The sequence below is a fragment of the Bradyrhizobium sp. HKCCYLRH1030 genome (genome assembly GCF_051168395.1).
GTDB lineage: Bacteria > Pseudomonadota > Alphaproteobacteria > Rhizobiales > Xanthobacteraceae > Bradyrhizobium.
The window spans coordinates 254874-280274 of record NZ_JBNPUY010000010.1 but is presented as its reverse complement, the minus strand read 5'-3'; the positions used below and the strand labels follow the sequence as shown (position 1 = coordinate 280274).

Sequence of the window (25401 nt, the reverse complement as noted above, 5' to 3'; positions counted from 1 at the left end):
GATTGCCGGATGCAGCCGCCGCCAGATGCTGTTGGCGGCCGCATCCGTCGCCCTGGCCGGAAGCGGGGTTGCGTCCATCGCCACTGCAGCCGAGCCACATAGGCTCGCGTTGCAGATCAGCGACGAGGATCCTGCCAAGATGCGCGCGGTGCTCGACGTGGCCGCGAATGTCTCCCGCCACTATTCGGGCGAGGGCGCGGAGGTCGAGATCGTGATCGTTGCGTTCAATGGCGGCCTCGACATGCTGCTGGCCGACCGCTCGCCGGTGAAGGAGCGGGTGCTCGGCTTCGCCAAGTCGATGCCCAATGTGAGCTTCATCGCCTGCGGCAATACCTTGGAGACGCTCGCGAGCAAGGAGGGACGGCAGCCGCCTCTGCTCGACGGTGTCACGGTCGTCAAGACCGGGGTCGCGACCCTGCTGGAGCTGTCCGAGAAGAACTGGACGATCGTGCGTCCCTGAGGAATTTGCGATGCGGTGGTGGCTCGCTCTTGTCGTCTCGTTCATTGCGTCGATCGCCTTCGCGGCCGAGGAGCCGCGCGAGCTCACGATCGGCGGGCGTACGGCGCTCGGCACGCTCCGACTGCCGGCGCAGTCTGGACCGGATGTACCGCTGGTGCTGATGACGCACGGCACGCTCGCGCACAAGGACATGGAGACCATCCAGGGTCTGTCCAAGGCGTTGGCCGAGCGGGGGATCGCGTCGCTCGCGCACAATCTCGTGCTCGGTCTCGATCGCCGCACTGGCATGTACGATTGTGCCAAACCCCATGACTATGTGACGGACGATGCTGTCGTGGAGATCGCCGCCTGGCTGAGTGAAGCGCGCAAGACGTCGTCGCACGTCTTCGTCCTCGGTCATTCGCGCGGCGCCAATCAGGTCGCGCGCTATCTGGCCGCCAATCCCAAAGCGGCGGTCGACGGTGCGATCCTGCTGGCGCCCGCGACGGCGAGCATCGAGGCCGGTTTGAGAGACGCCTATGCGGAGAGCTACGGCCAGCGATTGGCGCCGCTGCTCGACAAGGCTGAGGCAGCGATCGCCGCCGGGCGCGGCGGTGATTGGATGTCGGTGCCGGGCTTCATCTATTGCCGCGATGCCAAGGTGACGGCGCGCGCATTCGCAGCATTCTATCGCGCCGACCGGCGTCAGGATACGGCGGCGCTGGTCGCCGATGTGAGCCTGCCGGTTCTGGTGCTTGCGGCAGCGCAAGACAAGACGGTACCGGACGTGGCAGCGTCGTTCGCGCCGCTGGCGTCACGCGCCGGCAGCCGTGTCCGACTGGAGACGATTGACGACGCAGATCACTTCTTTCGCGATCTCGCCGCCGAGGATGCCGCTGATCGCATCGCAGGATTCATTGCAGCCGCGCGTTAGGAGCCACCATGGAACGTCGATCTTTGATGCAAGCCGGTCTTGCCGGCCTGTTTGGAATCTTCGGTGTCAGCAGCGCACGCGCGGCGACGGAATCTCCGCGCCAGCGCGTCGCCTATCATCTCGCCGATCAGGACCGCGCCCTGTTCGTTCTCGGCAACCTCCTGAACCACGTCGATGGCACCGGAGGACCTGGACGCGCAGACATTCGCCTGGTGATCCACGGTCCGGGCTTGCGGGCCTTTCATGCGATTTCGGCCGACCAGACCATCTCGGCTCTGGCCGAGCGCCTCATGAAAGCCGGCGTCGGCTTCGAGGCCTGTGCGAACACCATGAAGGCGCAAGGCGTGAAACTCGACGATCTCTTGCCAGGGTTCGCGGTGGCGGAGAAGGGCGGCGTCGTGCGCCTCACGGAGCTGCAGCAGAGTGGATACGCCTACCTGCGCCCGTGACGGGCGCATGCGTCCTTGCCGATGCCGCCCGGCATGTTGAGCGGCAGGCCTGAACGACGGGAGCGCCTGTGCTCACCGCATTGATCGACCTTCTGGGTGAGGAGCTGGTGTCGCTGCTGTGCGGGCTCGCGGCCGGCGGCGCGTTCGGCTTCTTCGCCCAGCGCAGCCGCTTCTGCCTCCGGGCGGCCACGGTCGAGTTCGCGCGCGGGCAGGGCGGTCCGCGGCTGGCGGTGTGGCTCCTCACCTTCGCCTCGGCGCTGCTGGGCACCCAGGCGCTGGTGGCGATGGGCCTGCTCGACGTCTCCGAAGCGCGCCAGCTGGCGCAGCAGGGCAGCATTTCCGGCGCGATGATCGGCGGCACGCTGTTCGGCTGCGGCATGATCCTGGCGAGAGGCTGTGCCAGCCGTCTGCTGGTGCTCTCGGCCAACGGCAATCTGCGGGCGCTGCTGTCCGGCCTCGTCTTCGCGGTGACGGCGCAGTCGGCCTATCGCGGCCTGCTCGCGCCGGCACGCGAGTGGCTCACCAATCTTTGGCTCGTCGACGGCGGACCGTCGCGCGACATCATGAGCCTGTTCGGCGGGGGGACGCCCGAGAAGCTCGGCTTCGGCATGCTGTGGTTCCTGGCCGGGCTCGCCGCCGTGTCGAAGTTTCAGGTTGGCCCGAAGATCCTGCGCTCGGCGGTGGCCGCGGGCGCGGCGGTCGCCGGGGGCTGGCTCCTCACCTATCAGCTCGGCCAGGCCTCGTTCTCGCCGGTGCCGCTGAAGAGCCTGACATTCAGCGGTCCTTCGGCGGAGCTGCTGATGCAGGTGCTCGCCAGCCCGCAACTGAAGCCGGGCTTCGATCTCGGCATCATTCCGGGGGTGTTCATCGGCTCGTTCGTTGCGGCTGCGCTGGCGCGTGAACTCAATCTCGAAGGCTTCTCGGATGGGCGCGGCATGCGCCGTTACATGATCGGCGCCGTCCTGATGGGATTCGGTGCGATGCTGGCGGGCGGCTGCGCCGTTGGCGCCGGCGTAACCGGGGCATCGGTGTTTGCGCTCACAGCGTGGATCGTGCTCGGTGGCATGTGGTTGGGTGCGGCCGTCACCGATTTTGTCGTCGACCGCTGGCTGTTCGCCACCAAGCCGGCGCAGAGCCCGGTTCAGTCGCCCTCCGTCATGCCTTCTTGAGGCATCCTGCGGAAGCGAGCCTGCTTCTGCTGAGCGGCATTGGACATGCGGCGTCAAGGTGCAGCATCCATGAATCTCCGGGACCTGTCTGTCACAGGCTCGTCGACGCGTGGCGTGTCGGCGCACTTCAAGCCTCCGACGAAGAACATTGTCTGATCAGATCGGATCGAGCCCGAAGACACGCGTCTTTGCGTCGTCACGCCGGAGCGCAGATCGCGTAGTCCGCGGATTGGCCACAGGAGATGCGTGCCGAACACGGCATTCGGACCATCGTGCCCGATCATGACGTTGGTAGATTCCAGTCTGGAAATCCCGCCCGTTAACCAATTTGCGAAGGTCGGGTGATACCGTCGCGAGGGGACGACGCAATCATGCGGCGGACCGATACGAATCGCCGGGACTACGAAAGGCACGCGTGATGTCGCAACTCTCCATTCGAGCAAAAATGGCGGCCGTCATTGCGCTGCTGCTGGTGGCGATGACCATCGTCGGGTTGCTGGCCGTCCGCGGCATGCAGACAATCAATACGCATACCGAACAGATCGCCAAGAACTGGCTGCCGAGCGTGCGCGTGCTCGGCGAGTTGCGTTCGGCGATCAATCTCAATCGGGCGCAGCTGCGAGCCTACATGACGGCAGATACGACTGAGGAGAAGGACAATCTCGACCGCAACATGAAGGCAACGCTCGCCGTCATCGCGACGGCGCGCCGCTCCTATGAGGCGATGATCTCGTCGGCCGAGGAGCGCAGCCTGTTCGAGAGCTGGTCGCGGGGCTGGGAGCAATATGTCAAGGCTGCCGATGGTGTGCTCGAGGTGCTGCGCGCAGGGAACGGCAACGCGACCAAGCAGGCGAGCGATCTGTTCAACAAGACGGTCCGGAGCGTCGCCAATCAGTCGGACGAATTTCTTCGAAAGCTGATTGACCTCAACAATCGTGGCGCCGACGCCGAAACCAAGATCGCCGCGGATGGCTATGCCGAGGCATTTGCATTGATGTCGACGGTCATCGTCCTTGCCGTTCTCACCGGCATCGGCGTCGGAAGCTGGTTCGTTCGCGACATTTCCCGGTGCATCGCTTCCATCATCAGGCCGATGCAGGCGCTCGGTGAGGGTAACCTGGCGATCGAGATCCCCTATCGCGGTCAGAAGACCGAAGTAGGCATGATGGCCGACGCCCTGGAGGTTTTCAAGACCGCCTTGATTGCGAAGAAGCAGGCCGACGATATCGCTTCGAGAGAGGCAGAGGTGAAACTGGAACGCGGCCGGCGCCTCGACGAGATCGCTGGCCGCTTCGAGGCCGTGGTCGGCGAGATCGTCGACACCGTGTCCACGGCATCGAGCACTTTGGAAGGTCACGCCGGCGGGCTCAGCAACACGGCGAGCCGCGCACAGAACCTGGCCACATCCGTCACCGCGGCTTCCGAGGAAGCCTGCACCAATGTGCAGTCGGTGGCATCTGCGACCGAGGAGCTCTCCGCGTCCGTCAACGAGATCAGCAGGCAAGTCCAGGATTCAGCCCGGATGGCCAATGAGGCGGTGGCACAGGCCCGCAGGACCAATGAACAGGTCAGCGAGCTCTCGAAGTCCGCTGCCCGCATCGGCGACGTCGTCGAGCTGATCAATACGATTGCCGGACAGACCAATCTGCTCGCGCTGAATGCAACGATCGAGGCCGCACGCGCCGGCGAGGCCGGCCGTGGATTTGCGGTGGTCGCATCCGAGGTCAAGGCGCTGGCCGAGCAGACGGCGAAGGCCACGGGCGAGATCGGCCAGCAGATCTCCGGCATCCAGTCCGCCACCCAGCAATCGGTCGGTGCCATCCGCGACATCAGCATCACCATCGAGAAATTGCAGGAGATTTCGTCGACGATCGCATCGGCCGTGGAGCAGCAGGGCGCTGCCACGCAGGAGATCTCGCGGAACGTCCAGCATGCGGCGGCGGGAACGCAGCAGGTCTCAGCCAACGTTGCGGATGTGCAGCGCGGTGCCGTCGATACCGGAGCCGCCGCGTCCCAGGTGCTGTCCGCCGCGAAATCGCTGGCCAACGACAGTGCCAGACTGAGCATGGAAGTGAAGAAGTTCATCGCCGGCGTGAGAGCCGCCTAGGAACTCGCAGCGACTGAGAGCCGCGCAGATCCGATCTCGCCGCCATTCGCCGGCCCGCGTCGGAGTGCTGGACAGGTGCGCAGGCCCGGCCACCACGCGCCGGGCATCGCTTCTGCGTTGGCCTGCGAGCCTCATCTCGAGGACTTCTCCCGCGGCCGCGGCAAGCGGCGCGACCGAGTCGCGTGGTGACGATGGACCTGCGAGAGGCCGCGCCGACATGAACAGAGCGTGGGGCTGCGGCGGATCATGCTCCACTGCGGCTTGCTCGGGCCTGCCATCCCCGAGGTCGTCCGTGCCGCTGATTCCTCGCCGTCACGCTGCCGCAGGACCTCGCCTTTCACCTATCGGCACCGGCCGATTTATAATTGCATAAATTCGAATATATGCATATAGTGGCGTACGTCGGTCGCGGCGCTGGGCCGCGTCAGCAGGGAGGACCCGTCGTGGCAATGATGAACGACGTCATGGTCAAGGATCTGGGCGAGTCCGGGCGCATCGACTGGTCGCCTTATCTGGTCGGCGCCGGCATCGGCATCCTAAGCTGGGTGGCCTTTGCCGGGTTCGGCGATCCGCTCGGCGTGACGACGGCGTTCTCGCGCATCGCGTCGCTGTTCGCCGTGCCGGTGATCGGATCCGACGCCGTCGCCGCCAACAGTTATTGGAAGTCGATGCCGCTGAAATGGGATTATGGCGTCTGGTTTCTGGTCGGCATTCCGCTCGGCGCATTCCTGTCCGCGGTCATCTCCGGCACGTGGCGACTGGAGCTGGTGCCAGAGGTCTGGAGGGAGCGCTTTGGCCCGTCGGTGTTCAAGCGCTTCGTCGCTGCGTTTCTCGGCGGCATCGTCATCATGTATGGCGCGCGTTTGGCCGGCGGCTGCACCAGCGGCCACGGCATTTCAGGCGGTCTGCAACTGGCGCTGTCGAGCTGGCTGTTCCTCGCCGTGATGTTCGCGACCGGCCTGGTGGTGTCGCGCGTCATGTTCCGCAAAGCATAGGAGAAGGGCCATGACGTCATTGATGAGCATCGCCGGTCCGCTGTTGATGGGCGCCGTGTTCGGCTATCTCCTGCAGCAGGGCAAGGTCACGAGCTGCAACGTGATCGAGAACCAGTTCCGGCTGCGCGACTTCACCGTGCTGAAGGTGATGGGCACGGCGATCGTGGTCGGCGGCATCGGCGTTCTGCTGCTGGTCGATACCGGCAACACCAAGTATTACGTCAAGGACGCCAACATGCTTGCGGTCGCGCTCGGCGCGGCGCTGTTCGGCGTCGGCATGGTGGTTTACGGCTACTGCCCGGGCACTGCGCTCGGCGCCATTGCCAGCGGCAGCGTTCATGCTGCAGTGGGCGCTTTCGGCATGATCGTCGGGGCGATCCTCTATGCGCTGAGCTTCGACTGGGTGAAGGCCCATGTCCTGAATGTTTGGGCGCTCGGCAAGGTGCGGCTGCCCGACATCACCGGCGTGCCGGATGGCGTCTGGTTCGCCGCGCTCGCGATCGGTGCAAGTGCGTTCTTCTTCTGGGTCGAAGCGTCCGCGGCCAAGGCGAAGCGGACACAGGGCTAGGCTGAGTCGCCCGAGTGCCCCTATGTCAAACAGTGAGAGGTTCCTCCCATGCTATCAGGACTGTTCAGCAGGTTGACCGGGTCGACCAGCGTGCCGGCGATCGAGCATGATGAGCTGGTGCGGGCGCATCAGCAGCGGAGCTGCGTCATCGTCGACGTGCGCGAGCCGCATGAGTTCAAGGGCGGCCACATCCCCGGCGCCGTCAATCACCCGCTGTCGCGTTTCGACCCGGGCAGCCTCGTGCACGACAAGCCGGTGGTTCTGATCTGCCAGGCCGGCGGCCGCTCGGCCACCGCCCTGCGGCGGGCGCTGTCGGCCGGGCGGCAGGATATCCGCCACTATGCCGGCGGCATGAGCGGCTGGCGGGCGCGCGGCGGTCCTGTCGCCTGAACGCGCCCTGCCGGACAGGTCGGACGCTCTGCTCTGTCAGCATGTTCCGACGGGACTTGTGAAGGGTTGAGGTGAAGTGATCTGCAACCAGCATGGATTGCGGCAGGTTAAGAGCAAAGTGTGCGGCGGAAGGCTCCGATAGCCGTTCCCGCCCCGCAGCAGCTAATTTGTTGTTGGTCCAGTCCATTGGTTGACTCGTTCAGGAATAATTAGTTGCAACGCTGCAATACTCGAACACCGGTCGACGTTCGAGGATCGCATGTTGAAGTTTGTTGGCTTGAGAACCCGGATCACCCTTTCTCTGGTGATCGGTGCGGCAGCGACGGCCCTCTTCGTGCTGCTGGTCGCCATGTGGATCATCGGCGGCATCATCGACCGCGCCAATGAGCGCGAGCTCCACGCCCAATATGACGCCTTCAATTCGCGCCTGCAGCTGGAGTCGACCCGCGCGGAAGCCATGAGCGCGGTGGTCGCCAAGATCCCCGCAGTCCAGGACGCCATGGCGCAGAACGACCGCGACGCCTTGATGCGGCTGTTCGGCGCGGGCATGGCCAGCCTGAAATCCGATTACGGCGTCGACCAGTTTCAGTTTCACACGCCGCCAGCGATGTCCTTCCTGCGGGTGCACCAGCCGGCCAAGTTCGGCGACGATCTGTCGGGATTCCGCAAGACGGTGGTGGCCGCCAACACCGACCGCAAGCCGATCGTCGGGCTGGAGGGCGGCGTTGCCGGCCTCGGCCTCCGCGGCGTCGTACCGATCGTTTCCGCCGGCAGGCATCTGGGCTCGGTCGAGTTCGGCCTGACCTTTGGCCAGAACTTCTTCGACGAGTTCAAGCGCAGCCGGAATGTCGAGGTCGCGTTCCGCCTGGCTGGCGACACCGGCTTCAAGCTGTTCGCGACGACGATCGGGGAGACCTCCTTCTTCGCAAGCGGCGACTATCGGGAGGCATCGGCCGGCAGCTTCCTGTCGCGCCAAGGACAGCTCAAGGGTGTTCCGGTCGTCGCGCTGCTGGGCCCGATCAAGGATTTCTCCGGCAAGCCGATCGGGGCCGTCGAGATCATCATGGACAACAGCGAGTTCATCCAGGCTCGCAATCGCGCCGGGGCGTTGGCGATCGGGATGACGCTGGCCGGCCTCGTGCTGATCGCGCTCGCCGGGCTGTTGATCGCGCGCGGCATCTCCCGCCCGATCGTCCAGATGACGAGCGCGATGCGCGAGCTCGCCGACGGCAACTTGGACGTTCGCGTCCCGGCCGACTGGCGCAAGGACGAGGTCGGACAGATGGCACGCGCCGTTTCGATCTTCAGGGACAACGCCGTCCGGATGAGGGATCTGCAGGCGGAGCAGGAGAAGGCCCAGGCTCGTGCCGAGGAGGACCGGCGCCGCATGCTGATGGAGGTGGCCGATGGCTTCGAGGCCAGCGTCCGCGGCGTCGTCGACGCCGTGTCGGCTGCGGCCATCGAAATGGAGGCGACCGCCCGTTCGATGTCGGTGACGATCGATCAGTCGAAGCAGCAGGCCCTGACGGTATCGCAGGCGTGCGGCTCCGCGTCGGACAATGTCAACACCGTTGCCTCGGCGGCCGAGGAGCTGTCATCCTCGATGAACGAGATCAGCAAGACGCTCGAGCGTGCGTCGTCCGTGGTTCGCAAGGCCGCGGACGAAGGGCAGCAATCCAACGACAAGGTGCAGCGGCTCAACATTGCGGCCAGCAAGATCGGCGAGGTCGTCGCACTCATCACCCAGATCGCCAGCCAGACCAATCTGCTGGCGCTGAATGCGACGATCGAGGCCGCGCGCGCCGGCGAGTCGGGCAGGGGATTCGCCGTCGTCGCTAGCGAGGTGAAGACGCTGGCGACCCAAACGGCCAAGGCGACCGAAGAGATTGGTGCTCAGATCGCCGCGGTTCAGGCCGAAACCGCCGCCGCGGTCCAGAGCATCGGTATGATCTGCACCACGATCCAGGAGGTCGACGAGATCTCGACCATCATCGCCTCATCGATCGCGCAACAGGACGCCGCGACCCGCGAGATCGCCGGCAATGTGAACGTCGTCGCCGGCAAGACCCAGGACGTCACGCGCAACATCGAGGGCGTCACGTCCGGGGTCGTGCAGACCGGCCACGCCGCCAACGAGGTGCTGTCGGCGGCCGGCGAGCTCGCGCAGCAGTCGACCCGGCTGCGTAGCGAGGTCAACCAGTTCCTAGCCCATATCAGGGCGGCCTGACCGGTCGTTGGGTGGTTGAAGTATCAAGCTCGCCGACACGCCGATCGCTCCGGCGTAGCCACGGGCGCGAGCTGGGGTGGGGGCTCCTGTCCCGTGGCTCATCCCTGCTTCGCGGCCGCCTTCTCGAGCCGCTTCGCCATCACGCGCCAATAGGTGCCCGGCATGAAGCGCTGCAGGAGATCCATGAAGCGCGCATCGCCGCCAATCAGGATGCGGGGCTCATTGCGCTCGATGCCCTCGATGATCCGCAACGCGGCGTCGCGCGGGCTGGTCCTGGCAAGCCGCTCGAACCGCTCGATGGCCTGCACGCGGCGCGCATTGTCGGTCATGCCCTGGCCGGCGCGGGCATTGCGCGCAATCGCCGTGGCGATGCCGCCGGGATGCACGACGGACAGCCGCACGGGACTGCCGGCGGCTGTGAGCTCGTGACGCAGGCTCTCGGAAAATCCCCTTACCGCGAACTTTGCCGCGGCGTAGGCCGATTGACCGGGCGGAGCGATGATGCCGAAGATCGAGGACAGGTTGACGACGTGCGCTTCGCGCTGGCGCGAAAGATGCGGCAGGAACGCGCGCGTGCCGTGCACGACGCCCCAGAAATTGATGTTGAACAGCCACTCCATCTCCGCCTGATCGATCTCGGCGAAGCTGCCGAACAGTGCCACGCCAGCATTGTTGACGACGATGTTGAGGCCGGGATGCGCGCGGGTCGCGTCTACTGCGAACTGGGTGACTGCAGCCACATCGCTGACGTCCAGCCGGTGCGTGGTCACCTTGCGGCCGGTTGCGGTGAGCTCGGCGGCGAGGCTTGCGAGGCCCGCCTCGTCGCGGTCGGCGAGCGCGAGATCGCAACCGCGGGCCGCCAGCTCCTGCGCCAGCGCACGGCCAATGCCGCTGGCTGCGCCTGTCACGGCGGCAGATGCGCCTCGAATGATCGTCATTGTCGCTTCACTCCCCTGATCGACCGGTTCTACGTGCCTGTTCCAATTGCAGCTGGGTTTTCGGCCACTTTTTCTGATTGGAACCGAACCATCCGGCCGTTCAGCTTTTAACTCACATTACTTTGCGAGCACACATTCGTGGAGGACCTGCATGGGACAGTCGCAACCTTTTCGCGCCACCGCACTGATCGTGGAAGACGATCTGGCGCAGCGCGAGATGATCACGCTGCTGCTCGAAGAGAGCGAGTACGACGTGATCGCGTGTGAGAGCGCGGAGGCCGCCGAACTCGTCCTGAACAAGCCGGGTCATCGCATCGTGCTGCTGATGACCGACGTCAATCTGGCGGGCCGCATGAACGGGGTCGAGCTTGCCCATCTCGCCAAGGCGCGTCACCCCCACATCAATGTGGTCGTCACTTCTGGCCGGCCGTTGTCGCAGCCGCTGCCGGGCGGCACGAAGTTCTGGAGCAAGCCGTGGGCGCCGCTGGACGTGCTGCGCGAAGCCGAGGTGACGCTCGAGCGCACGCCCGATATCAGGTGAGGCGTGTTGCGTGGCAACCGCCGACCGGTGGAGACGTAGGATCGGCTACCGGGTCGAGCTGACTGAGAGCCGGGTGGAAGCCGCGCTCCCACCCGGGAAGTGCAACTACTTCTTCTTGGCGGCCTTCTTGGTCTTCTTCGCAGCTTTCTTGGTGGCCTTTGCGGCCTTCTTCGCCTTCTTCGCCATGGAATCCTCGTCAGGAGTTGATGGATTGCAACGCGACTTTGAGGCTTCGCTGGCGCACGCCAGCCATGCATCAGCCTCGGGTGTCGATCCCAGCAGATTCGCGAAGCTCTGCCTCACGCTGTCACCCGCGCGGTTGCGCTTATCCACAGCTCGATGCATTCGCCGGCCAGCTGCGCCGCTGGCGCTCGGGGCGTGACAAGGTTAGCGGATCGTAAAAGGTGTCTTCATTGATTCAAAACCAAGGCGCAACCTTGGTTGGGCCCTTGAGGAACCGTTAACTGCGCCGCGCCCATGTTGCCTCGAGCAACAGGGTAGCTCATGCGCGCGGCGTTATTGAACATCGAGGACAGGACCTGCGGCGTCCTGCTGTCGGGATGCTGAACGTTCCGACGCTGTGGACCGCCTTCGTGGTCAATTTCCTCGCGTTGGGCCTGATCTGGGCCTACGTGATGCGCAGCTATCCCAATCTGGATTCGGCGCGGTACTGGACGGCATCTGCGTTCATGTGCGCGCCGGCGGCGGCGTTCGCGCTGACGCGGTTCTATTTCGGCTCGTTCGTTCCGCTGCTGGTCGGCGGCTCGCTGATGACCTTCGCGATCTGCCTCGCGGCGATGGGCGTCGAGCGCTTCTATGGCTCCAGGGCGTCGTGGCGGCTGAGCTTGACCGTCGTCGCGATGACCTGCTCGTCGATCGCATTTTTCCAATACGGATACGACCACGGCCCGCTGAGGATCCTGTGCTACTCGATCGGGCAGGCGGTCCCCATGGCGATCATCGCGCGGCTGGTGCTGGATGCGAGGCGCGGGCCCGTCAATCCGGGAGCGCGGCTGGCCGGCCTGCTGTCCGTTCTGATCATCGCGGTGTTTGCCGCGCGCTCGATCGGGGCGTTCATCGGCGCCGATTTCAATTTCAGCCGCTCCACCAGCGGTCAGGCCGCCGCGGTGCTGCTGCTGATCTTCCTGTCGATGTCGCTCAATTTCGGCTTCCTGCTGATGGCGGTGGACCGGCTGCGCAACGAGGTCGCCGACCTCGCGCTGCTCGACGATCTCACCGGCGTCGCCAACCGCCGTCACCTGATGCAGCGCCTGAGCGAGGAATGCGCGCGCGCCGAGCGCTCGCGGCGGCCGTTCGCGCTATTGGTGATCGATCTCGACGGCTTCAAGATCATCAACGACACCCATGGCCATGCTGCCGGCGATGCCTGCCTGCAGCACTTCACGCTGATGGCCCAGACCCGGCTGCGCCCCGGCGACATGCTGGCGCGCACCGGTGGCGACGAATTCTGCATCGTGCTGCCGGCGTCCGCCTTGCGCGAAGGGGCGATGATCGCGCGGCGCATCCTGCAGGTCTGCCGCGACGATGCGGAGGCCTGTGCCGGCGCCGAGGTGCCGATCGAGGTCTCGATCGGCATCGCCGAATGGACCGAGGATGTCGGCGCCTTCCCCGACCGGCTGATGGCGCGGGCGGACCAAGCGCTCTATGCCGCCAAGAAGGAGGGCAAGAATCGCTATGCCGTGTTCGCCGCCGACCACGAGACACCGACATTGGCGCCGGACCAGATCGAGCCGATGATGGCGCCGCGTCGGCAGGATGCCGCCGCCGGGTAGCCGGTGCTATCGTTGCCGACCATGAGGCCGGTCCTGTTCTCCCTCCGCGCAGCGCTCGCGCTGCTTCTCGTCGCGCTGCCTCTGCCTGTTGCGGCTGAGGATCTCACGTCGCTCGCCCGTTCGTCGGGCACGCCGGACATCCCGGGACTGAAGATGGTCTGGCTGGCGCCGTGGGGCGATCCGCACCTCGCCCATCCCTGGACCAACATCATCGTCCACCAGACCGAGGGCCCGGCCGGGTCGGCGCGAGCGGGGGCGCTGGCGCAGGCCAAGAATCCGAAACGGCGCGGCGTCACCGTGTGGGTGGAAACCGACGGCACGGTGTATTGGGCGGTGCCGGACACCCTGGTGACCTTGCATGGCGACGGCGCCAACCGCAACGACAGCCGCTATATCGACAACGGCCCCACCTATCGCAAGGTCGTGCGCGACAATTCCATTGGAGTGGAGTTCGCCGGCAACTATCCCGACGTCACCACGCCTCCGACGGACGCCCAGGTCGCCGCCTGGCGCGTGCTCTCGAAGCTGCTTCGGCTGCGCTATGGTATCGCCCGGGAGCGGATCTATGCGCACAACTGGATCGACTACAAGGACGCCCGCTACTGCGAGGGCTGTGCGCTCGCCGAGCTCGCCCGCGCCGCGCCCGACTAACTGCACCTAACAAGAAGCCGGCGTCTCCGCCGGCTCCGATCGCATCCAAAAACCACCTTCAAGCAAGCCGCGCGTCTAGTGCGCGGCCTCCAGGGCCGCCGCTTCCTGCCTGGCGATGGCGCCCTTGACGGCGGACTGCACCTTCTCGAACGCGCGCACCTCGATCTGGCGCACGCGCTCGCGCGACACGCCGAACTCGGCCGCCAGGTCCTCGAGCGTCATCGGCTCGTCGGCCAGGCGCCGCGCCTCGAAGATGCGGCGCTCGCGCGCGTTGAGCACGCCGATCGCGCCGTTCAGCGCCTGCCGCCGGTGGTCGTATTCCTCGTGCTCGGCCATGATGGCTTCCTGGTTGGGCGTATTGTCGACCAGCCAGTCCTGCCATTCGCCCGCTTCGCCGTCGTCGCGGATCGGCGCGTTCAGCGAGGCGTCGCCGCCGAGGCGGCGGTTCATGTCGACCACGTCCTGATCGGTCACGCCGAGGCGCTTCGCGATCAACTTGACCTGATCCGGATGCAGATCGCCTTCATCCAGCGCGTTGATGCGGCTCTTGGCCTTGCGCAGGTTGAAGAACAGCTTTTTCTGGTTCGCGGTGGTGCCCATCTTCACGAGCGACCACGATCTCAGAATGTACTCTTGTATCGACGCCTTGATCCACCACATGGCGTAGGTGGCGAGGCGAAAGCCCTTCTCGGGCTCGAACCTTTTCACCGCCTGCATCAGGCCGACATTGCCTTCCGAAACGACTTCGGATATCGGCAGGCCGTAGCCGCGATAGCCCATGGCGATCTTGGCCACGAGCCTGAGGTGGCTGGTAACGAGTTTATGCGCTGCGTCGCTGTCGTCATGCTCGCGCCAACGCTTGGCGAGCATGTACTCCTCCTGCGGTTCCAGCATCGGGAACTTGCGGATCTCGGCGAGGTAGCGTGAAAGTCCCGATTCTCCGTTGAGAACCGGCAGTGTAGCTGTACGGGCCATCGAGCGCCCTCCAGTTGGTTCAGGCCCCCGATAGCGGCGGGCCAGGCAAAGCGGTCGCTTGGTTAAAGCCGGCCGGTTTGCGACGTTCCATGCGTCGACCATTCGACGCAGGCGCAACATACACCATTTTCGCCCCCCGGTGGAAGGATTCCGGGGGTCACGTCCCCGTGTGGCTGCCATAACCTGTTGGCATGCTTGCGGTTTTCTGAAGGTGCTGCGTCATAGCGCCGCTCGCAGGGCGTCTCTCAAAAGCATGAGATCCTTTGGCAGCTCCGATTCCCAGTGCATTATTTCTCCCGTCCGCGGGTGCTCGATGACCAGCAGATAGGCGTGCAGCGCCTGCCGCCCGAGCGCCGCGAGCGCGTCCCGCGCGGCCGGCGCGAGCTGGTTCGCCTTGGTCTTGAAGTGCGGGCCATAGACGGCATCGCCGAGCAGCGGATGGCCGAGATGGGCCAGATGCACCCGGATCTGGTGGGTGCGCCCGGTCTCGAGATGGCAGGCGATCAGCGACGCCACCGGCTTGCCGTCGCGGCCGGCAAAACTCTCCCGCACCTCGTAATGGGTGATGGCCTCGCGGCCTTTGGGCCGCACCGCCATCTTGTCGCGGGCATGCGGATGCCGGTCGATCGGGGCGTTGACGGTGCCATGCGGCCGGTGCGGCACCCCCCACGCGAACGCCAGATAGCCGCGCTCCATCGCGCCGGTGCGGCCGTGGTCGGCGAACTGCGCGCTCAGCGAGGCGTGCGCGTGATCGTTCTTCGCCACCACCATCAGCCCGGTGGTGTCCTTGTCCAGCCGGTGCACGATGCCGGGGCGCTTGACCCCGCCGATCCCGGAAAGACTGGCGCCGCAATGCGCGATCAGCGCGTTCACCAGTGTTCCCGTCTCGTGTCCGGCGGCGGGATGCACGACGAGGCCGGCCGGCTTGTCGATGACGACGATGTCGTCGTCCTCGTAGATGATTTTCAGCGGGATCGCCTCGGCCGCGGGCTCGGCGGCGACAGCCTCCGGCACGTCGATTGTGATCGTGTCGCCGGCTGTGACGTGATAAGCGGGGTCCCGCACGGCCTCGGCGCGGAGCGACACCTGTCCGGCCAGGATCAGCGCCTTCAGCCGCGACCGCGACAGCTCCGGCAGCCTGGCTGCCAGCACGCGATCGAGCCGCGGCGAGCCTTCGTCGCCGGCGACAATGACCGTCATCAGACCGTGGGATTGTGAAGTCGAGATGTCCATGAACTCTACCGTTGCGCCCGAGCCGTCCTCGCCCGAGCAGGCCCAGCTGATGGCGCGGCTGCGGCGCATGATGATGATCGCGGGCGTGACCACCTCGATCGCGATCGCCGTGCTTCTGGTCGCCATCGGCTACCGCCTTTTCCGCGGCGATGGAAGCACGGCGTCAGGCCCGGACCTCACCGCGATGCTCCCGAAGGGCGCCCGCATCGTCGCCACCGGCACCGCCGGCGACCGCCTGGCGGTGACCCTCGATGTCGGCGGCACCACCGAAATCCGCACCTTCGACGCCAAGACCCTCAAACCCACCGGCCGCCTCCGCTTCGCGGTGGAGCCGTAAGGGGCAGGGGCGGTTTCGCCCGGCCGCCAGCACTTGCGCCTGAGGGCCCATCTCCCCCGCCACGAGCAGTCAGCGCCTCCCCCGCCTGCGGGGGAGGTCGCATCGCATCGAAAGATGCGATGCGGGCGGGGGAACTCTCTCCATTGGCACCGGCGACGTGGCGCCCCCACCCCAACCCTCCCCCGCAAGCGGGAGAGGGAGCCCACCGCCGTCGCGGCCGCCTGACTCCATCCCCATTGATGACCACTTCCCTCACCACCCGGGCAGTGAGCTCCCCTCCCCCTTGCGGGGAGGGGTCGGGGGTGGGGGTCCCCACGGGGATTCTCTCCTCCGCCCGCCCCCACAAATTCTGCATCCCCCGTCTTGCGGCGCGGCGATTTCGAGGCTATGCGGTTCACCTCACGCTCCCTTCGTCTAGCGGTTAGGACGCGGCCCTCTCAAGGCTGAAACAGGGGTTCGATTCCCCTAGGGAGCGCCATTTCCCGGCGCTCACCCCTCAATCTCCGGCCTGTACGCGCGGCTCCTCAGCCTCGCGGCGCGTTTGCGCGTCCGAGCTTTGCTCTTCGGGACGCCCTTCATAAAGAAGGGCGCAGGGAAGGCCGGGTGCAGGCCGCACCCATGGCCCGCCTGCAGAAAGAAAAGCAGGCGGCAGTCACCACAGGATTGGCCGAACAACCGGCCTTCCCTGCGCGATGGGTTGAACGGCTGCTCCGTGCTCTCCCAGGGGACCGGGCTTGCTTGCCCCCGTCATCGGGATGTCGCCGATCAAGACACCAGCGTCGGGGTGTCGGGACCACACGGCTTGACCGTCCGCTCAAGGTCGTTCGTCCGCACGCGAAACGCGCACTGCGACCCCAGGCGGCCACCGCATCTCCCGCTCCACGGTCCGTGACGATCGCGAAACGCCCCTTCAGTGAGCGCGAGACGGCGAAGAGCATCGATCTGATTTGCCCGACGACACAAGGGGGAAGTTGCCCGACGGAATGCGGCAGATTGGCACGACGGGCAGTTTGAAGTAGGCTGATGGAGATTTTGAGCCAAGACCGCTACGACCTGATCGCAGTCGGCGTCATCGAGCTAAATGCACTATCACCGTAATGCTGGACTATCGGCCATTAACGTCGCGGGCCGCCGAATGTCATCAGACAAAAAAGTTGGCACACGCCAGGCAGCCACGTCGACGGCGAACGAATATTTTGGTATCGCCATCGTATGAAAATTTCTGCCATAGATATCTTTTGCGGCATAGGCGGTCTCAGCTACGGCTTCAAGCAGGAGGGTATCAAAGTCCTCGCAGGCTTCGATTCCGATCCGTCCTGCAAGTATGCCTTCGAGACGAACGTGAGGGCGACCTTCCACGAGGTTGATGTAAAGGCGCTGACCGGGCGCCGACTTAAGACAGTATTTGGCAAGGAAAAGTGCTATCGAGTGCTGATTGGGTGTGCTCCGTGTCAGCCGTTCTCCAGCTATACGAAGCGGTATCGGAAAAGGCCGGAGACTAGCGATGGTCGCTGGCAATTGCTCGTCGAGTTCTCTCGTCTGGTTAGACAGTCTCGTCCGGACGTCGTGTCGATGGAAAACGTGCCACGACTATCAGCCCATCCGATCTTTGATCAATTCATCCAGGAGCTCAAATCACTTGGATACCACGTGACCTATGCGAATCTTCGCGCCGAGAGATATGGCGTGCCCCAGCGTCGTACTCGTCTGGTCGTCTTCGCATCGCGTTGGGGAGAGGTAAGAATCCCGCGAGCAACCCACGCTGACCGCATTAAAACCGTGCGCGAAGCAATCGGAGCCTTGCCGGAGATCAGGGCCGGCGAGGCTTGCGCTACCGATCGAATTCACTTCGGAAGAGGTCTTTCGCCGAGAAACTTGCAGAGGATCAAGGCTACCCGTGAGGGCGGCAGTTGGAAGGACTGGGATCCCGAACTCCAGTTAGAGTGTCACAAGAAGAATAACGGCAAGTCGTTCCGCAGCGTGTACGGACGCATGCGCTGGGACGAGCCTTCTCCTGTGATCACCACCCAGTGCCTTGGTATCGGAAATGGTCGCTTTGGCCATCCGTCTCAGGATCGCGGTATTTCGATCAGAGAAGCAGCACTACTGCAGTCATTCCCGAAGACGTTCCGTTTTGTGCCACCGAAAGAGCCCATCAACGGGCTCGTGCTTGCGCGCCAGATCGGAAATGCTGTCCCGGTAAGGTTAGGACGGATCATAGCCCGCGCGATAAAGAGCCACTTGAAGGAAGTTTCAAACGCCTCGACTGTAGCCGCTGAATAAGCAATCGAAGCGCTTTCGAAGGATCACGCAACAGATCTTTTTCCCAGAGGCGAATGACGCTCCATCCGTGACGTCTCAGGCGGGCCGTCTGACGCCGGTCTCTTTCGACATTATTGACTATTTTTGTGATCCAGAATTCACGTCGAGCCGACTTGAAGGATCGGTACAGAGCGCGACGGCCACCATCGATCAATAGTCGACCATGCCAGAAATCACCGTCGACAAAAACTACGACCCTCTCATCTAAGAAAGCGAAGTCGGCGGTGCACTTCAAGATCGACACTTGCCGCCTATAGGCTAGCTTGGCTCGCTTCAATGCCGTTTCGAGCACGGACTCACATTCGGTCCCTTGACGTCGAATCGCTCGCATCCGCATTGACGTTGCGGCGGGAATGCTACTCATCTGGAGGACTAATAATGAAATTGGGACTTCCTGTCGGCATCACCAGCGTCGGATACCATCCTTCCGGTCGGGCCGCATCGCCGACGTACAACAGCACGAGCGCGGGAAGATTATTGCTTGCCTGACGAATAATCCTGACTTCGTTTCCCGACAGTCGTGCGCGTGTTCGGCTCGGATCGCCATCGAGCTTGCGGACATAAACGAACCCAAAATCCCCATTTTGCTGACGATAGTTGTTCAGAATTTCTATGACGGCATCTGGATTCCAGAGACCGGGGTCATCCTCGACCAAGGGAACAGCGTTGACCAAATCGATTACCTCTTGGAAAGGCACCGCAGTGACGCGAGCTTCGCGATCGTCAGAAACGATAGGCACGCGAAGCTCCTCCAGCTTTTGTAGGATCGGCTGCGCAAGGGTGGCATCCATGCGGATGCGGCGAGGAATGACTTGCTCTGTGCCGGCTGGAATAACGCGAAGATAGCTGCTGTCAACCGCGTTCGGCCGCGTAGCTCTCGTTCCTCGGGGAACGAGAAGGATGGGTCTGGTGCCTGCCGGGTCGCGGCTCAACAAATCGCGAAGGCTGTTCTCCGACTCGTGAATCCCTCGGAAATTTGCCGCTACGCCTCGCGGGACGAACACGCGAGTATAAGGCATCAAGTCGTTTCGATAGCCATACATTCGGGCATGTTGCCAGACTGTGTCCATCTGCGAAACCTTTGCTTCCCTGACGTAATAAGTCACGAGGAGATCTTCGATGGTTAGGCCACGACCCAGGATGTTTCCACCGATGAAGAAATTGATCCTAGGTCCGGGATCACGCGGCAATTCCGTCTCCGAATTGAAGACGATGATCGTGTCCTGTTCGACAACCGTCCTGAGCCGGTCGATCAACGCTTCCAGTGCGGGCGGGTTCTGCACCGTTCGAGTTAGCTCCTGATAAGCGTCGCCGAACCTTTCAATCGCACCAGCACGGTCGCGTCGCAGAAGCCTCCTAACTTCTGTGAGGTGACGCCGAACGTGATTTTCCAGCATCGTATGATGTCCAATACTGGCGCTCGCGTGGGATAGGTGCTTGAACCCCTCTTCTGGCCATCGGCCTGCGGCCGTTGCACATGTAGTCGCCGCAATTAGGAAAAAATCGATCGAACGCGCTAAGCCGCTCGGCACCTGCCGACGCGATATGGCCTGCAGTTCGTTCGGGGGAACGAGCACCAGCGGAGGTGGAGGATCGCCGGAATCGGTCGGGTCAAATGCCTCGAAAAACTGCTCGCCTCCACAATAGCCGGCGCCGGCTTCCAGCAAGAGTGTCTCATCCGGCCGAATCGGAGACTCGGGAGGCTGCAAAAAGAAAACGTAGGGCGTTGCAGTCACCTGGACATAAAGTTTATGAGGAAATATCTCTCCGAGGGACTCACCCTCTTGTCCCGTCTTCGGATTATCGAAGACGCGCCGATGGATGGCGCTAGGGATGTCCGGTGCACTTGCTCTGCCTTCGGCGCGCGCCTTCACAGTCGTATCAGGGGTAGCGGCATCTGCTTCATCATCAAAGATCAAGGTCGGATAGGAAGGCGCGTCGATCTCCTGAAGAAATGCTACGATCTGACCTAGATGAATGTCGTTCTTTGCTGAGACGAGGACGATTCCGTCTTCTGGAAGAGAGTCCCGGAGTTCGTCCTCGAGACCCTCCCATTCATACCGGCCCATGCTGGGACGGCGAGTGGAGAAGACGCGAGGGCCACTCAGGGCTCTGAACCGATTTGCAGTCTGTTCAACCAATATTAGGTTGTCCGACGTCAAGACGACAATGACGCGGAAGCCGTTATCAAGGCACAAAGCCGAGGTCAGGATCATGGCGGCGGTTTTTCCGCTTTGAACACGACCATACATCAACATTGTTGGCGATCGGTTGGCCAAAATCGGCTCTTCCGTTGCCACCGCTGAACCATCTGGGCCCACTTCTCCGGCTGCAACAGCCGTCGAGTATTTCTCGATGAGTTTTTCCGTAAAGCCGATTGCTTGCTGCTCTGCAGCGTTAACGGCTGCAACTGGCATAGGTCTGTTCCGAAGCCCATCCACAAGATTTTGCCGAGTCCCACCCAAAACCGGGCCGTCTGTTCTAATTGGCATTGCGGAGAACCTTAGAAAGCGCTGTCGTAGTGGTCGGTAAGAACCGAGTCCTGCCACCTAAGAGCGATAATTGATTTTGGTCGGCGTGCCAAGCCTTGCACATCGCTTGCGCAAACGGAGTTCCGTTCCAAAAAACCGAGACAGTAGCGACTTTCTGACAACCGCAAAGCCCTGACCGGGCCGCCGATCGTCTGAGGCGGCGCGTCTGCTGGGCCGCTGTTTGGGCAATCTTGTGCAGTTGGTGTCGTGCGCGAACTGAAGAGAGCGAGGAAGTGACGAAAACCTAACTCGGCGCAAAGTGGCAGCCCTTGCCCGAACCCAATTACGAATTTCGGTGACGGTGCACCTAACTGCCGTCGTGGACCGATGGTCTCAGGGCACTATTGCGTGTTTAGGCTGCCAGCCGTCGTTCCCCGGAATATTTGATGAGTACAAGATATCTCGGTATCTGTCAGAGGTCATGAATGCGTTATTGTGGTCATCGGAACAACGCTGGCAATTTCGGAGACTGCGGGGGCTTGGGACCATGTCTATTCATCGCTTCGGTCTAAGTGCGCTCTTTGTGGTTTGGTGCAGCGCGGGTCTCTCTCAAGAAATTAAAGACATACAGACCTTTTACCGGAGCCTTGAGTCGGAGACTCACGCCGATTACCAAAGATTTTGGGATGGCGTAGCGCTCGAGGACAAACGGAAGATCGCGCGGGGGAAGGCACCATCCTCAAGTAGTGAACGAGCGGAGGCCGAAAAGGGCATCAAAAGCCTGCTATACAGTGTCGCGGTAGCGAAAGCTAATTGCGTAGAGCAAGCGGTCAATCGTGCAGTTGGCGTTGATCAGCGCATGCAGGTGATGAACAATTGCCTCAAGGAGAAAACGGATCAGTTCCTCAAGTTCAGCAAGGCGAGCGAATATGCTCCCGTCGTTCCCCGCCTAAAGAGCGCGCGATGCGAAATGAGATCGCGCGATTATGACAGCGAACTGAGATTTCCACCTTTCGAGTTCTTACGTGGCCCGGATAATCAAGAGCCACATCTCTTCGACTACAAAGCTCTTTTAGAATGCCTAATTTCCGACCGCGATTAGCCGAGTTTCACTCATGAGGTTACTGCAACCTCACCGCCAAATTCAGCGGCCCCCGAAGCCCGAACCCATGCCACCGCACGCGGGCCGCATCCACCAGCTCCATCCCCGGAAACCGCTCGAACAGCATCGGCAGCAGGATGGCGCCGACGGTGCGGCGGGAGAGGTGGGCGCCGGCGCAGTGGTGCGGGCCGTTGCCGGATGCCTGGTGGGGGTTGGGGTCGCGCAGCGCATTGTAGATCTCGCCGTCGGTGAACAGCTTCTCGTCGTGGTTGACGGAGGCCTGGATGGTCATCACGGTGTCGCCCTTCGGGATCAGGCAGCCGCGGATCTCGGTGTCCTCCATCACCAGGCGTGAGCTCGCCTGGATCGGCGCCACCCACCGCACCCTTCCTCGAACGCGGAGCGCCACTTGTCCTGCGCGCGCACAGCGGCGAGCTGCTCCGGGTTGGTGAGCAGGCCGTAGAGGATCGTCAGCAGGGCGTCGCACGGCTCGTTGATGCCGCGGCAGCGGCCTCCGCACAGGAATGTGCGAGACGGGACGTTCGCCTTTCGAGATCGCCGCTACGGCGTCCAGTTCCCCGGGCCGAGCAGGGTCGGAGGAATGAGCGCGCCGGTCATGGCGTGGATGAAGTGGAATCTCGTGCAGGCCGGGCAGCTCACGGTCTCGAAGGTCACGGTCTCGAACCGACAGTCGTCCTTCGGCTGGTGCAGGATGGCATCGACCTCGGACCCTGTCTGGGGGCAGCGAAATGTGATCGGACAATCCATCATCCCATCTCCGGTGCAGACTCGAAAGTTGGGTCGCCGCAGGTTGCGCCTGATTCTCCGGGGTTGACTGAGCAATATTGACCAGCCGCGCGCGTTCGCCTCTGGCAGTCTGGTCGCGGGATACATTGGGAGACGCGCTCGAACGGCCGCTTCGTCCCGCCCGAAAGGCCCCGAGGCGGATCAAGCGTCGCTTCAGGCCCGCTGTATCACGGGGCGTCCAGTCGTGGCCGCCGCCCGCGAACGGCGCGTCATGGCGTCGCGGGCCGTGCGGCGACGTCGAAGCCTGGATGACGATCATGCCGGGGAGCTGATCATGATCGCGAATTCCATCTTGCGACGATTGACGCTTCACCTGAAGGAGACACGGATGTTGATCGATGTCAGGACCGATGGAAACGTCGAGGACGGCGAGCAGTTGTCGCAGGGCGTGAAGGCGTCGCTTCATGCGGTGCTCCATCGCTATGAGGATCAGGTCAGGCGGATCGACGTGCAGCTCAGCGACGCGGTGAGCCACAAGCCCAGTCACGACGACAAGAGCTGCAAGATCGAGGTGCACCGTGACGGCGGCGAGCCGATCGTCGCGGCGCATCAGGACAGCTTCATGGAGCAGGCCGTGCGTGGCGCGGTCCACAAGCTGAAGCGCGCGCTCGACCATGCCTTCGGCAAGGAGGCGGTGTCCGATCAACTTCGGGATCATCGCTAGACGCGTGGCGGGACGGTTTGCCGGCAAGGCCGCCGGGTGGGAGATCCGATGATGGACATGCTTGCTGAGATCACCGACATCGGGCCGCAGCCGCAGGCGTTCGACATCGAGCGGGCGACGCGGGACAATGCCAATTATCGGTCGGTCGCCTGGAGCGGGCGCTATCTGCAGGTGACGCTGATGTCGATTCCGGTCGGCGGCGACATCGGCCTGGAGGCGCATCCGAAAACCGATCAGTTCCTGCGGCTCGATGCCGGCCGCGGCCGGGTGCAGATGGGATCGAGCGACGGCGTCCTGATCGCAAGGAACCAATGGTCCGACACGGAGATTGGTATCGAGACCGGGCTGGCCCCACTCCGGCGATGCCGCACAGGAAGGCCTTTCAATGAACAAGCGCAAATCAAATGGCTCCCACAAGGGGAACAGCGCGAAACCCGTCGTGGCGAAGCCGGTACCAATGCCCAAACACGCCGACGCGACAGCGAGGCAGAAGCGCGCTCGCGTGCTAACCGAGTTCGTAAGCTCGGACGCAGACGAACTGCAGGCAGTTCCGGAGACCGAAACGAGGCTCCCGGGACGATCAGCCCAGGAGACGGAAACGATCCTGCCGCCGCTCCCGCCTCTTGAGCCCGAATCCGCGCCGGCGCGCCTGCCGCCTCTCAGCGAGCTGAAGCCCGATGCCGTTCAGCCGGTCGGCGCTGGGACGGACTCGCACGAAGCCCAGCCAACCCCGATCGCTGAAGCCAGGGCGGCCGATCCCTCGCCCGTGGCGGGCGGACCGCCGCCGGCGCTCGCCGGCATGGAGGCCTGCCAGACTCTGCTTATGGAGATGACGCGAGACAATCTCGATTTGGCGGCCAGCCTCGCCACGATGCGCTCGCCTCTCAGCATGTTCGGCGTCGCGACCACGTTTGCCGGCAGACAGATCGACATCTACCGCAGGTTCACGAAGGCCGTCGTCGAGATCGCCGCCGGGCCTGCCAAAGCGCGATAACTCGAACGTGGTGATCCCAACCAACCCGGGGCCGGCTCAGGTGCACTGAGACAACGCGAAGAACAACGCCCTTCGTGCCGGTCCTACTGCAGCCGTACCGGCAGATTGAGCGGGCCGCGGAAGCCGAATCCGTGCCACCGCACGCTCGCGGGATCGGGCAGCGTCATCTTCGGGAAGCGCTCGAACAGCATCGGCAGCAGGATGGCGCCGACGGTGCGGCGGGAAAGGTGGGCGCCGGCGCAGTGGTGGGGGCCGTTGCCGAAGGCCTGGTGGGGGTTGGGGTCGCGCAGCGCGTTGTAGTGCTCGCCGTCGGTGAACAGCTCCTCGTCGCGGTTGGCGGAGGCCTGGATGGTCATCACGGTGTCGCCCTTCGGGATCAGGCAGCCGCGGATCTCGGTGTCCTCCATCACCAGGCGTGAGCTCGCCTGGATCGGCGCCACCCAGCGCACGCCTTCCTCGAAGGCGGAGCGCCATTTGTCCTGCGCGCGCACGGCGGCGAGCTGCTCCGGATTGGTGAGCAGGCCGTAGAGGATCGTCAGCAGCGCGTCGCGCGGCTCGTTGATGCCGCCGCCGATCGCGATCTTGATGTTGGCGATGATCTGGCTTTCAGGGATCGGATTCTTCGCGTTGACCATGAAGGAGAGCGCGGAGGAATCCGGCGCGGCACGGACGCGCGCCATGTTGGCGCGGATGCAGCGGTCCATCTCCGCGTTGGCGATATCGGACGCGTCGAACGGCCCCGGCGTCCAGCCGAAATTGCCGGCGCCGTCGATCAGGGCCTGCGACCAGCGCTGCATGTCCGCATCGCTGGCGTCCGGGATGCCCATCACTTCAGCGAGGATGCGCGCGGCCAAGGGGCCGGCGAGGGCGGGGAACAGATCGACGATCTCGCCGCGCGGCAGCCGGTCGAGATAATCAGTGGCGAATTTGGTGTAGAGCGGCTCCCAGACGGCTTCGATCGTCTTCGGCATCAGGGCCGGCATCATCGCCATGCGCTCGGCGCGGTGCTCGTCGTGATCCTTGCGCATCAGGGTATGCGCGAGGAAGGCGCGCTTCATCGGCGTGTTCGGATCGTCGGACGAGAACAGCGCCGCATTGTCCTTCACATATTTGGTGTCGGCCGCCTTGGTGAGGAACGTCCGGCCCACCGACTTGACCCGCAACACCGGCGCTTCGCGGCGCAGGCGCCGGTAGATCGGATAGGGATCGCGCGTCAGCTCCGCGATGGTGATGGTCTCGTCCAGGGGAGCCAGGGTCTGAGCCGGGGTCGCGGTCGGCATGGGGCGCTCCTGTGG

At 63.8% G+C, this 25401-nt stretch carries 26 protein-coding genes, 1 tRNA gene and 1 pseudogene; 19 read left to right on the top strand and 9 right to left on the bottom strand.

Annotated features, from left to right (window positions below):
* Positions 1-25: 25 nt before the first annotated feature.
* The 9 genes from ACQR1E_RS27260 to ACQR1E_RS27220 all read left to right on the top strand — a co-directional run bounded on the left by ACQR1E_RS27260 (position 26) and on the right by ACQR1E_RS27220 (position 9278).
* Positions 26-460, top strand: a complete 435-nt coding sequence (locus tag ACQR1E_RS27260) for a DsrE family protein (protein WP_315718331.1) — start codon at positions 26-28, stop codon at positions 458-460.
* A gap of 10 nt (positions 461-470) precedes the next feature.
* Positions 471-1373 (top strand): alpha/beta hydrolase, encoded by a 903-nt coding sequence (locus ACQR1E_RS27255; protein WP_315718304.1) that lies wholly within the window; start codon positions 471-473, stop codon positions 1371-1373.
* An 8-nt stretch (positions 1374-1381) separates the two neighbouring features.
* The gene (locus tag ACQR1E_RS27250) at positions 1382-1822 is read left to right on the top strand and encodes a DsrE family protein (protein ID WP_410052702.1); all 441 of its coding nucleotides are present in this window, start codon (positions 1382-1384) and stop codon (positions 1820-1822) included.
* A 68-nt stretch (positions 1823-1890) separates the two neighbouring features.
* Positions 1891-2991 carry a YeeE/YedE family protein gene (locus ACQR1E_RS27245; RefSeq protein ID WP_315754833.1) on the top strand — a complete coding sequence of 367 codons (1101 nt, stop codon included), beginning with the start codon at positions 1891-1893 and terminating at the stop codon, positions 2989-2991.
* Between the two features lie 418 nt (positions 2992-3409).
* Positions 3410-5098 carry a methyl-accepting chemotaxis protein gene (locus ACQR1E_RS27240; RefSeq protein ID WP_434897812.1) on the top strand — a complete coding sequence of 563 codons (1689 nt, stop codon included), beginning with the start codon at positions 3410-3412 and terminating at the stop codon, positions 5096-5098.
* A 452-nt stretch (positions 5099-5550) separates the two neighbouring features.
* Entirely contained in the window at positions 5551-6093 is a 543-nt protein-coding gene (locus tag ACQR1E_RS27235; RefSeq protein WP_315754875.1) for a YeeE/YedE thiosulfate transporter family protein, read from the top strand.
* Positions 6094-6103: 10 nt separating this feature from the next.
* On the top strand, positions 6104-6661 hold the full coding sequence (locus ACQR1E_RS27230) for a YeeE/YedE thiosulfate transporter family protein (protein ID WP_434897811.1): 558 nt from the start codon (positions 6104-6106) through the stop codon (positions 6659-6661).
* A 48-nt stretch (positions 6662-6709) separates the two neighbouring features.
* A complete protein-coding gene (locus tag ACQR1E_RS27225; RefSeq protein ID WP_315718300.1) occupies positions 6710-7051 on the top strand; it encodes a rhodanese-like domain-containing protein in 342 nt (113 codons plus the stop codon).
* 259 nt (positions 7052-7310) lie between these two features.
* Entirely contained in the window at positions 7311-9278 is a 1968-nt protein-coding gene (locus ACQR1E_RS27220) for a methyl-accepting chemotaxis protein (RefSeq protein ID WP_316176145.1), read from the top strand.
* Positions 9279-9376: 98 nt separating this feature from the next.
* On the opposite strand, the gene ACQR1E_RS27215 is transcribed toward ACQR1E_RS27220, so the two are convergent.
* The gene (locus ACQR1E_RS27215) at positions 9377-10216 is read right to left on the bottom strand and encodes an SDR family NAD(P)-dependent oxidoreductase (protein WP_315754829.1); all 840 of its coding nucleotides are present in this window, start codon (positions 10214-10216) and stop codon (positions 9377-9379) included.
* Positions 10217-10367: 151 nt separating this feature from the next.
* On the opposite strand from ACQR1E_RS27215, the gene ACQR1E_RS27210 reads away from it, so the two are divergent.
* On the top strand, positions 10368-10757 hold the full coding sequence (locus ACQR1E_RS27210; RefSeq protein ID WP_315718298.1) for a response regulator: 390 nt from the start codon (positions 10368-10370) through the stop codon (positions 10755-10757).
* Positions 10758-10862: 105 nt separating this feature from the next.
* On the opposite strand, the gene ACQR1E_RS27205 is transcribed toward ACQR1E_RS27210, so the two are convergent.
* Complete coding sequence (locus tag ACQR1E_RS27205; RefSeq protein WP_315718297.1) at positions 10863-11090, bottom strand: hypothetical protein; 228 nt, start codon at positions 11088-11090, stop codon at positions 10863-10865.
* 227 nt (positions 11091-11317) lie between these two features.
* Here ACQR1E_RS27205 and ACQR1E_RS27200 point away from each other — a divergent pair, with 227 nt between their 5' ends.
* Together ACQR1E_RS27200 and ACQR1E_RS27195 are read left to right on the top strand one after the other, a co-directional pair.
* The gene (locus ACQR1E_RS27200; protein WP_434897810.1) at positions 11318-12550 is read left to right on the top strand and encodes a GGDEF domain-containing protein; all 1233 of its coding nucleotides are present in this window, start codon (positions 11318-11320) and stop codon (positions 12548-12550) included.
* A gap of 21 nt (positions 12551-12571) precedes the next feature.
* Complete coding sequence (locus tag ACQR1E_RS27195) at positions 12572-13201, top strand: peptidoglycan recognition protein family protein (RefSeq protein ID WP_315718295.1); 630 nt, start codon at positions 12572-12574, stop codon at positions 13199-13201.
* 75 nt (positions 13202-13276) lie between these two features.
* Here the strand turns inward: ACQR1E_RS27195 and rpoH are convergent, their stop codons facing one another.
* Entirely contained in the window at positions 13277-14176 is a 900-nt protein-coding gene (gene rpoH / locus ACQR1E_RS27190) for an RNA polymerase sigma factor RpoH (protein WP_315754871.1), read from the bottom strand.
* A gap of 219 nt (positions 14177-14395) precedes the next feature.
* Positions 14396-15376: an RluA family pseudouridine synthase gene (locus ACQR1E_RS27185; RefSeq protein WP_434897809.1), complete on the bottom strand. Its 981-nt coding sequence runs from the start codon at positions 15374-15376 to the stop codon at positions 14396-14398.
* Positions 15377-15407: 31 nt separating this feature from the next.
* Here ACQR1E_RS27185 and ACQR1E_RS27180 point away from each other — a divergent pair, with 31 nt between their 5' ends.
* From ACQR1E_RS27180 to ACQR1E_RS27170, 3 genes are all read left to right on the top strand, one after another.
* Positions 15408-15746: a hypothetical protein gene (locus tag ACQR1E_RS27180; protein WP_315718294.1), complete on the top strand. Its 339-nt coding sequence runs from the start codon at positions 15408-15410 to the stop codon at positions 15744-15746.
* Positions 15747-16149: 403 nt separating this feature from the next.
* Positions 16150-16224, top strand: a tRNA-Glu gene (locus ACQR1E_RS27175).
* Between the two features lie 734 nt (positions 16225-16958).
* Positions 16959-18029, top strand: coding sequence for a DNA cytosine methyltransferase (locus ACQR1E_RS27170; protein WP_434897808.1), 1071 nt, complete (start codon positions 16959-16961; stop codon positions 18027-18029).
* Here ACQR1E_RS27170 and vsr read toward each other — a convergent pair.
* Positions 17962-18432 (bottom strand): DNA mismatch endonuclease Vsr, encoded by a 471-nt coding sequence (vsr, locus tag ACQR1E_RS27165; protein WP_434897807.1) that lies wholly within the window; start codon positions 18430-18432, stop codon positions 17962-17964. The two genes, ACQR1E_RS27170 and vsr, sit on opposite strands and share 68 nt — an antisense overlap.
* Positions 18425-20485 (bottom strand): Z1 domain-containing protein, encoded by a 2061-nt coding sequence (locus tag ACQR1E_RS27160; protein WP_434897806.1) that lies wholly within the window; start codon positions 20483-20485, stop codon positions 18425-18427. The genes vsr and ACQR1E_RS27160 overlap by 8 nt, the downstream gene beginning before the upstream one ends.
* Before the next feature lie 601 nt (positions 20486-21086).
* Here ACQR1E_RS27160 and ACQR1E_RS27155 point away from each other — a divergent pair.
* The gene (locus tag ACQR1E_RS27155; RefSeq protein ID WP_434897805.1) at positions 21087-21641 is read left to right on the top strand and encodes a hypothetical protein; all 555 of its coding nucleotides are present in this window, start codon (positions 21087-21089) and stop codon (positions 21639-21641) included.
* 19 nt (positions 21642-21660) lie between these two features.
* On the opposite strand, the pseudogene ACQR1E_RS27150 reads toward ACQR1E_RS27155, so the two are convergent.
* A pseudogene (locus ACQR1E_RS27150) lies at positions 21661-22142 on the bottom strand (cytochrome P450); the annotation flags it as partial.
* A gap of 60 nt (positions 22143-22202) precedes the next feature.
* Entirely contained in the window at positions 22203-22409 is a 207-nt protein-coding gene (locus ACQR1E_RS27145; RefSeq protein WP_316189465.1) for a hypothetical protein, read from the bottom strand.
* Between the two features lie 367 nt (positions 22410-22776).
* On the opposite strand from ACQR1E_RS27145, the gene ACQR1E_RS27140 reads away from it, so the two are divergent.
* From ACQR1E_RS27140 to ACQR1E_RS27130, 3 genes are all read left to right on the top strand, one after another.
* Positions 22777-23112, top strand: coding sequence for an HPF/RaiA family ribosome-associated protein (locus ACQR1E_RS27140; RefSeq protein WP_434897804.1), 336 nt, complete (start codon positions 22777-22779; stop codon positions 23110-23112).
* A gap of 48 nt (positions 23113-23160) precedes the next feature.
* Entirely contained in the window at positions 23161-23739 is a 579-nt protein-coding gene (locus ACQR1E_RS27135; RefSeq protein WP_434897803.1) for a hypothetical protein, read from the top strand.
* Between the two features lie 139 nt (positions 23740-23878).
* Positions 23879-24106, top strand: a complete 228-nt coding sequence (locus ACQR1E_RS27130; RefSeq protein WP_315717607.1) for a hypothetical protein — start codon at positions 23879-23881, stop codon at positions 24104-24106.
* A gap of 83 nt (positions 24107-24189) precedes the next feature.
* Here ACQR1E_RS27130 and ACQR1E_RS27125 read toward each other — a convergent pair whose 3' ends face one another.
* Positions 24190-25386 carry a cytochrome P450 gene (locus ACQR1E_RS27125; RefSeq protein ID WP_316226757.1) on the bottom strand — a complete coding sequence of 399 codons (1197 nt, stop codon included), beginning with the start codon at positions 25384-25386 and terminating at the stop codon, positions 24190-24192.
* Positions 25387-25401: the final 15 nt, after the last annotated feature.

What these genes read in the sequence shown, in the direction of transcription:
- ACQR1E_RS27255 (WP_315718304.1), top strand. Translation starts at nt 471, where the DNA reads ATGCGGTGGTGGCTCGCTCTTGTCGTCTCGTTCATTGCGTCGATCGCC.
- ACQR1E_RS27225 (WP_315718300.1), top strand. Translation starts at nt 6,710, where the DNA reads ATGCTATCAGGACTGTTCAGCAGGTTGACCGGGTCGACCAGCGTGCCG.
- ACQR1E_RS27200 (WP_434897810.1), top strand. Translation starts at nt 11,318, where the DNA reads ATGCTGAACGTTCCGACGCTGTGGACCGCCTTCGTGGTCAATTTCCTC.
- ACQR1E_RS27250 (WP_410052702.1), top strand. Translation starts at nt 1,382, where the DNA reads ATGGAACGTCGATCTTTGATGCAAGCCGGTCTTGCCGGCCTGTTTGGA.
- ACQR1E_RS27160 (WP_434897806.1), bottom strand. Translation starts at nt 20,485, where the DNA reads ATGCCAGTTGCAGCCGTTAACGCTGCAGAGCAGCAAGCAATCGGCTTT.
- ACQR1E_RS27180 (WP_315718294.1), top strand. Translation starts at nt 15,408, where the DNA reads ATGAACTCTACCGTTGCGCCCGAGCCGTCCTCGCCCGAGCAGGCCCAG.
- ACQR1E_RS27185 (WP_434897809.1), bottom strand. Translation starts at nt 15,376, where the DNA reads ATGACGGTCATTGTCGCCGGCGACGAAGGCTCGCCGCGGCTCGATCGC.
- ACQR1E_RS27210 (WP_315718298.1), top strand. Translation starts at nt 10,368, where the DNA reads ATGGGACAGTCGCAACCTTTTCGCGCCACCGCACTGATCGTGGAAGAC.
- ACQR1E_RS27260 (WP_315718331.1), top strand. Translation starts at nt 26, where the DNA reads ATGCTGTTGGCGGCCGCATCCGTCGCCCTGGCCGGAAGCGGGGTTGCG.
- ACQR1E_RS27215 (WP_315754829.1), bottom strand. Translation starts at nt 10,216, where the DNA reads ATGACGATCATTCGAGGCGCATCTGCCGCCGTGACAGGCGCAGCCAGC.
- ACQR1E_RS27155 (WP_434897805.1), top strand. Translation starts at nt 21,087, where the DNA reads ATGTCTATTCATCGCTTCGGTCTAAGTGCGCTCTTTGTGGTTTGGTGC.
- ACQR1E_RS27145 (WP_316189465.1), bottom strand. Translation starts at nt 22,409, where the DNA reads ATGGATTGTCCGATCACATTTCGCTGCCCCCAGACAGGGTCCGAGGTC.
- ACQR1E_RS27140 (WP_434897804.1), top strand. Translation starts at nt 22,777, where the DNA reads ATGTTGATCGATGTCAGGACCGATGGAAACGTCGAGGACGGCGAGCAG.
- ACQR1E_RS27235 (WP_315754875.1), top strand. Translation starts at nt 5,551, where the DNA reads ATGAACGACGTCATGGTCAAGGATCTGGGCGAGTCCGGGCGCATCGAC.
- ACQR1E_RS27220 (WP_316176145.1), top strand. Translation starts at nt 7,311, where the DNA reads ATGTTGAAGTTTGTTGGCTTGAGAACCCGGATCACCCTTTCTCTGGTG.
- ACQR1E_RS27230 (WP_434897811.1), top strand. Translation starts at nt 6,104, where the DNA reads ATGACGTCATTGATGAGCATCGCCGGTCCGCTGTTGATGGGCGCCGTG.
- rpoH (WP_315754871.1), bottom strand. Translation starts at nt 14,176, where the DNA reads ATGGCCCGTACAGCTACACTGCCGGTTCTCAACGGAGAATCGGGACTT.
- ACQR1E_RS27135 (WP_434897803.1), top strand. Translation starts at nt 23,161, where the DNA reads ATGATGGACATGCTTGCTGAGATCACCGACATCGGGCCGCAGCCGCAG.
- vsr (WP_434897807.1), bottom strand. Translation starts at nt 18,432, where the DNA reads ATGAGTAGCATTCCCGCCGCAACGTCAATGCGGATGCGAGCGATTCGA.
- ACQR1E_RS27125 (WP_316226757.1), bottom strand. Translation starts at nt 25,386, where the DNA reads ATGCCGACCGCGACCCCGGCTCAGACCCTGGCTCCCCTGGACGAGACC.
- ACQR1E_RS27195 (WP_315718295.1), top strand. Translation starts at nt 12,572, where the DNA reads ATGAGGCCGGTCCTGTTCTCCCTCCGCGCAGCGCTCGCGCTGCTTCTC.
- ACQR1E_RS27240 (WP_434897812.1), top strand. Translation starts at nt 3,410, where the DNA reads ATGTCGCAACTCTCCATTCGAGCAAAAATGGCGGCCGTCATTGCGCTG.
- ACQR1E_RS27170 (WP_434897808.1), top strand. Translation starts at nt 16,959, where the DNA reads ATGAAAATTTCTGCCATAGATATCTTTTGCGGCATAGGCGGTCTCAGC.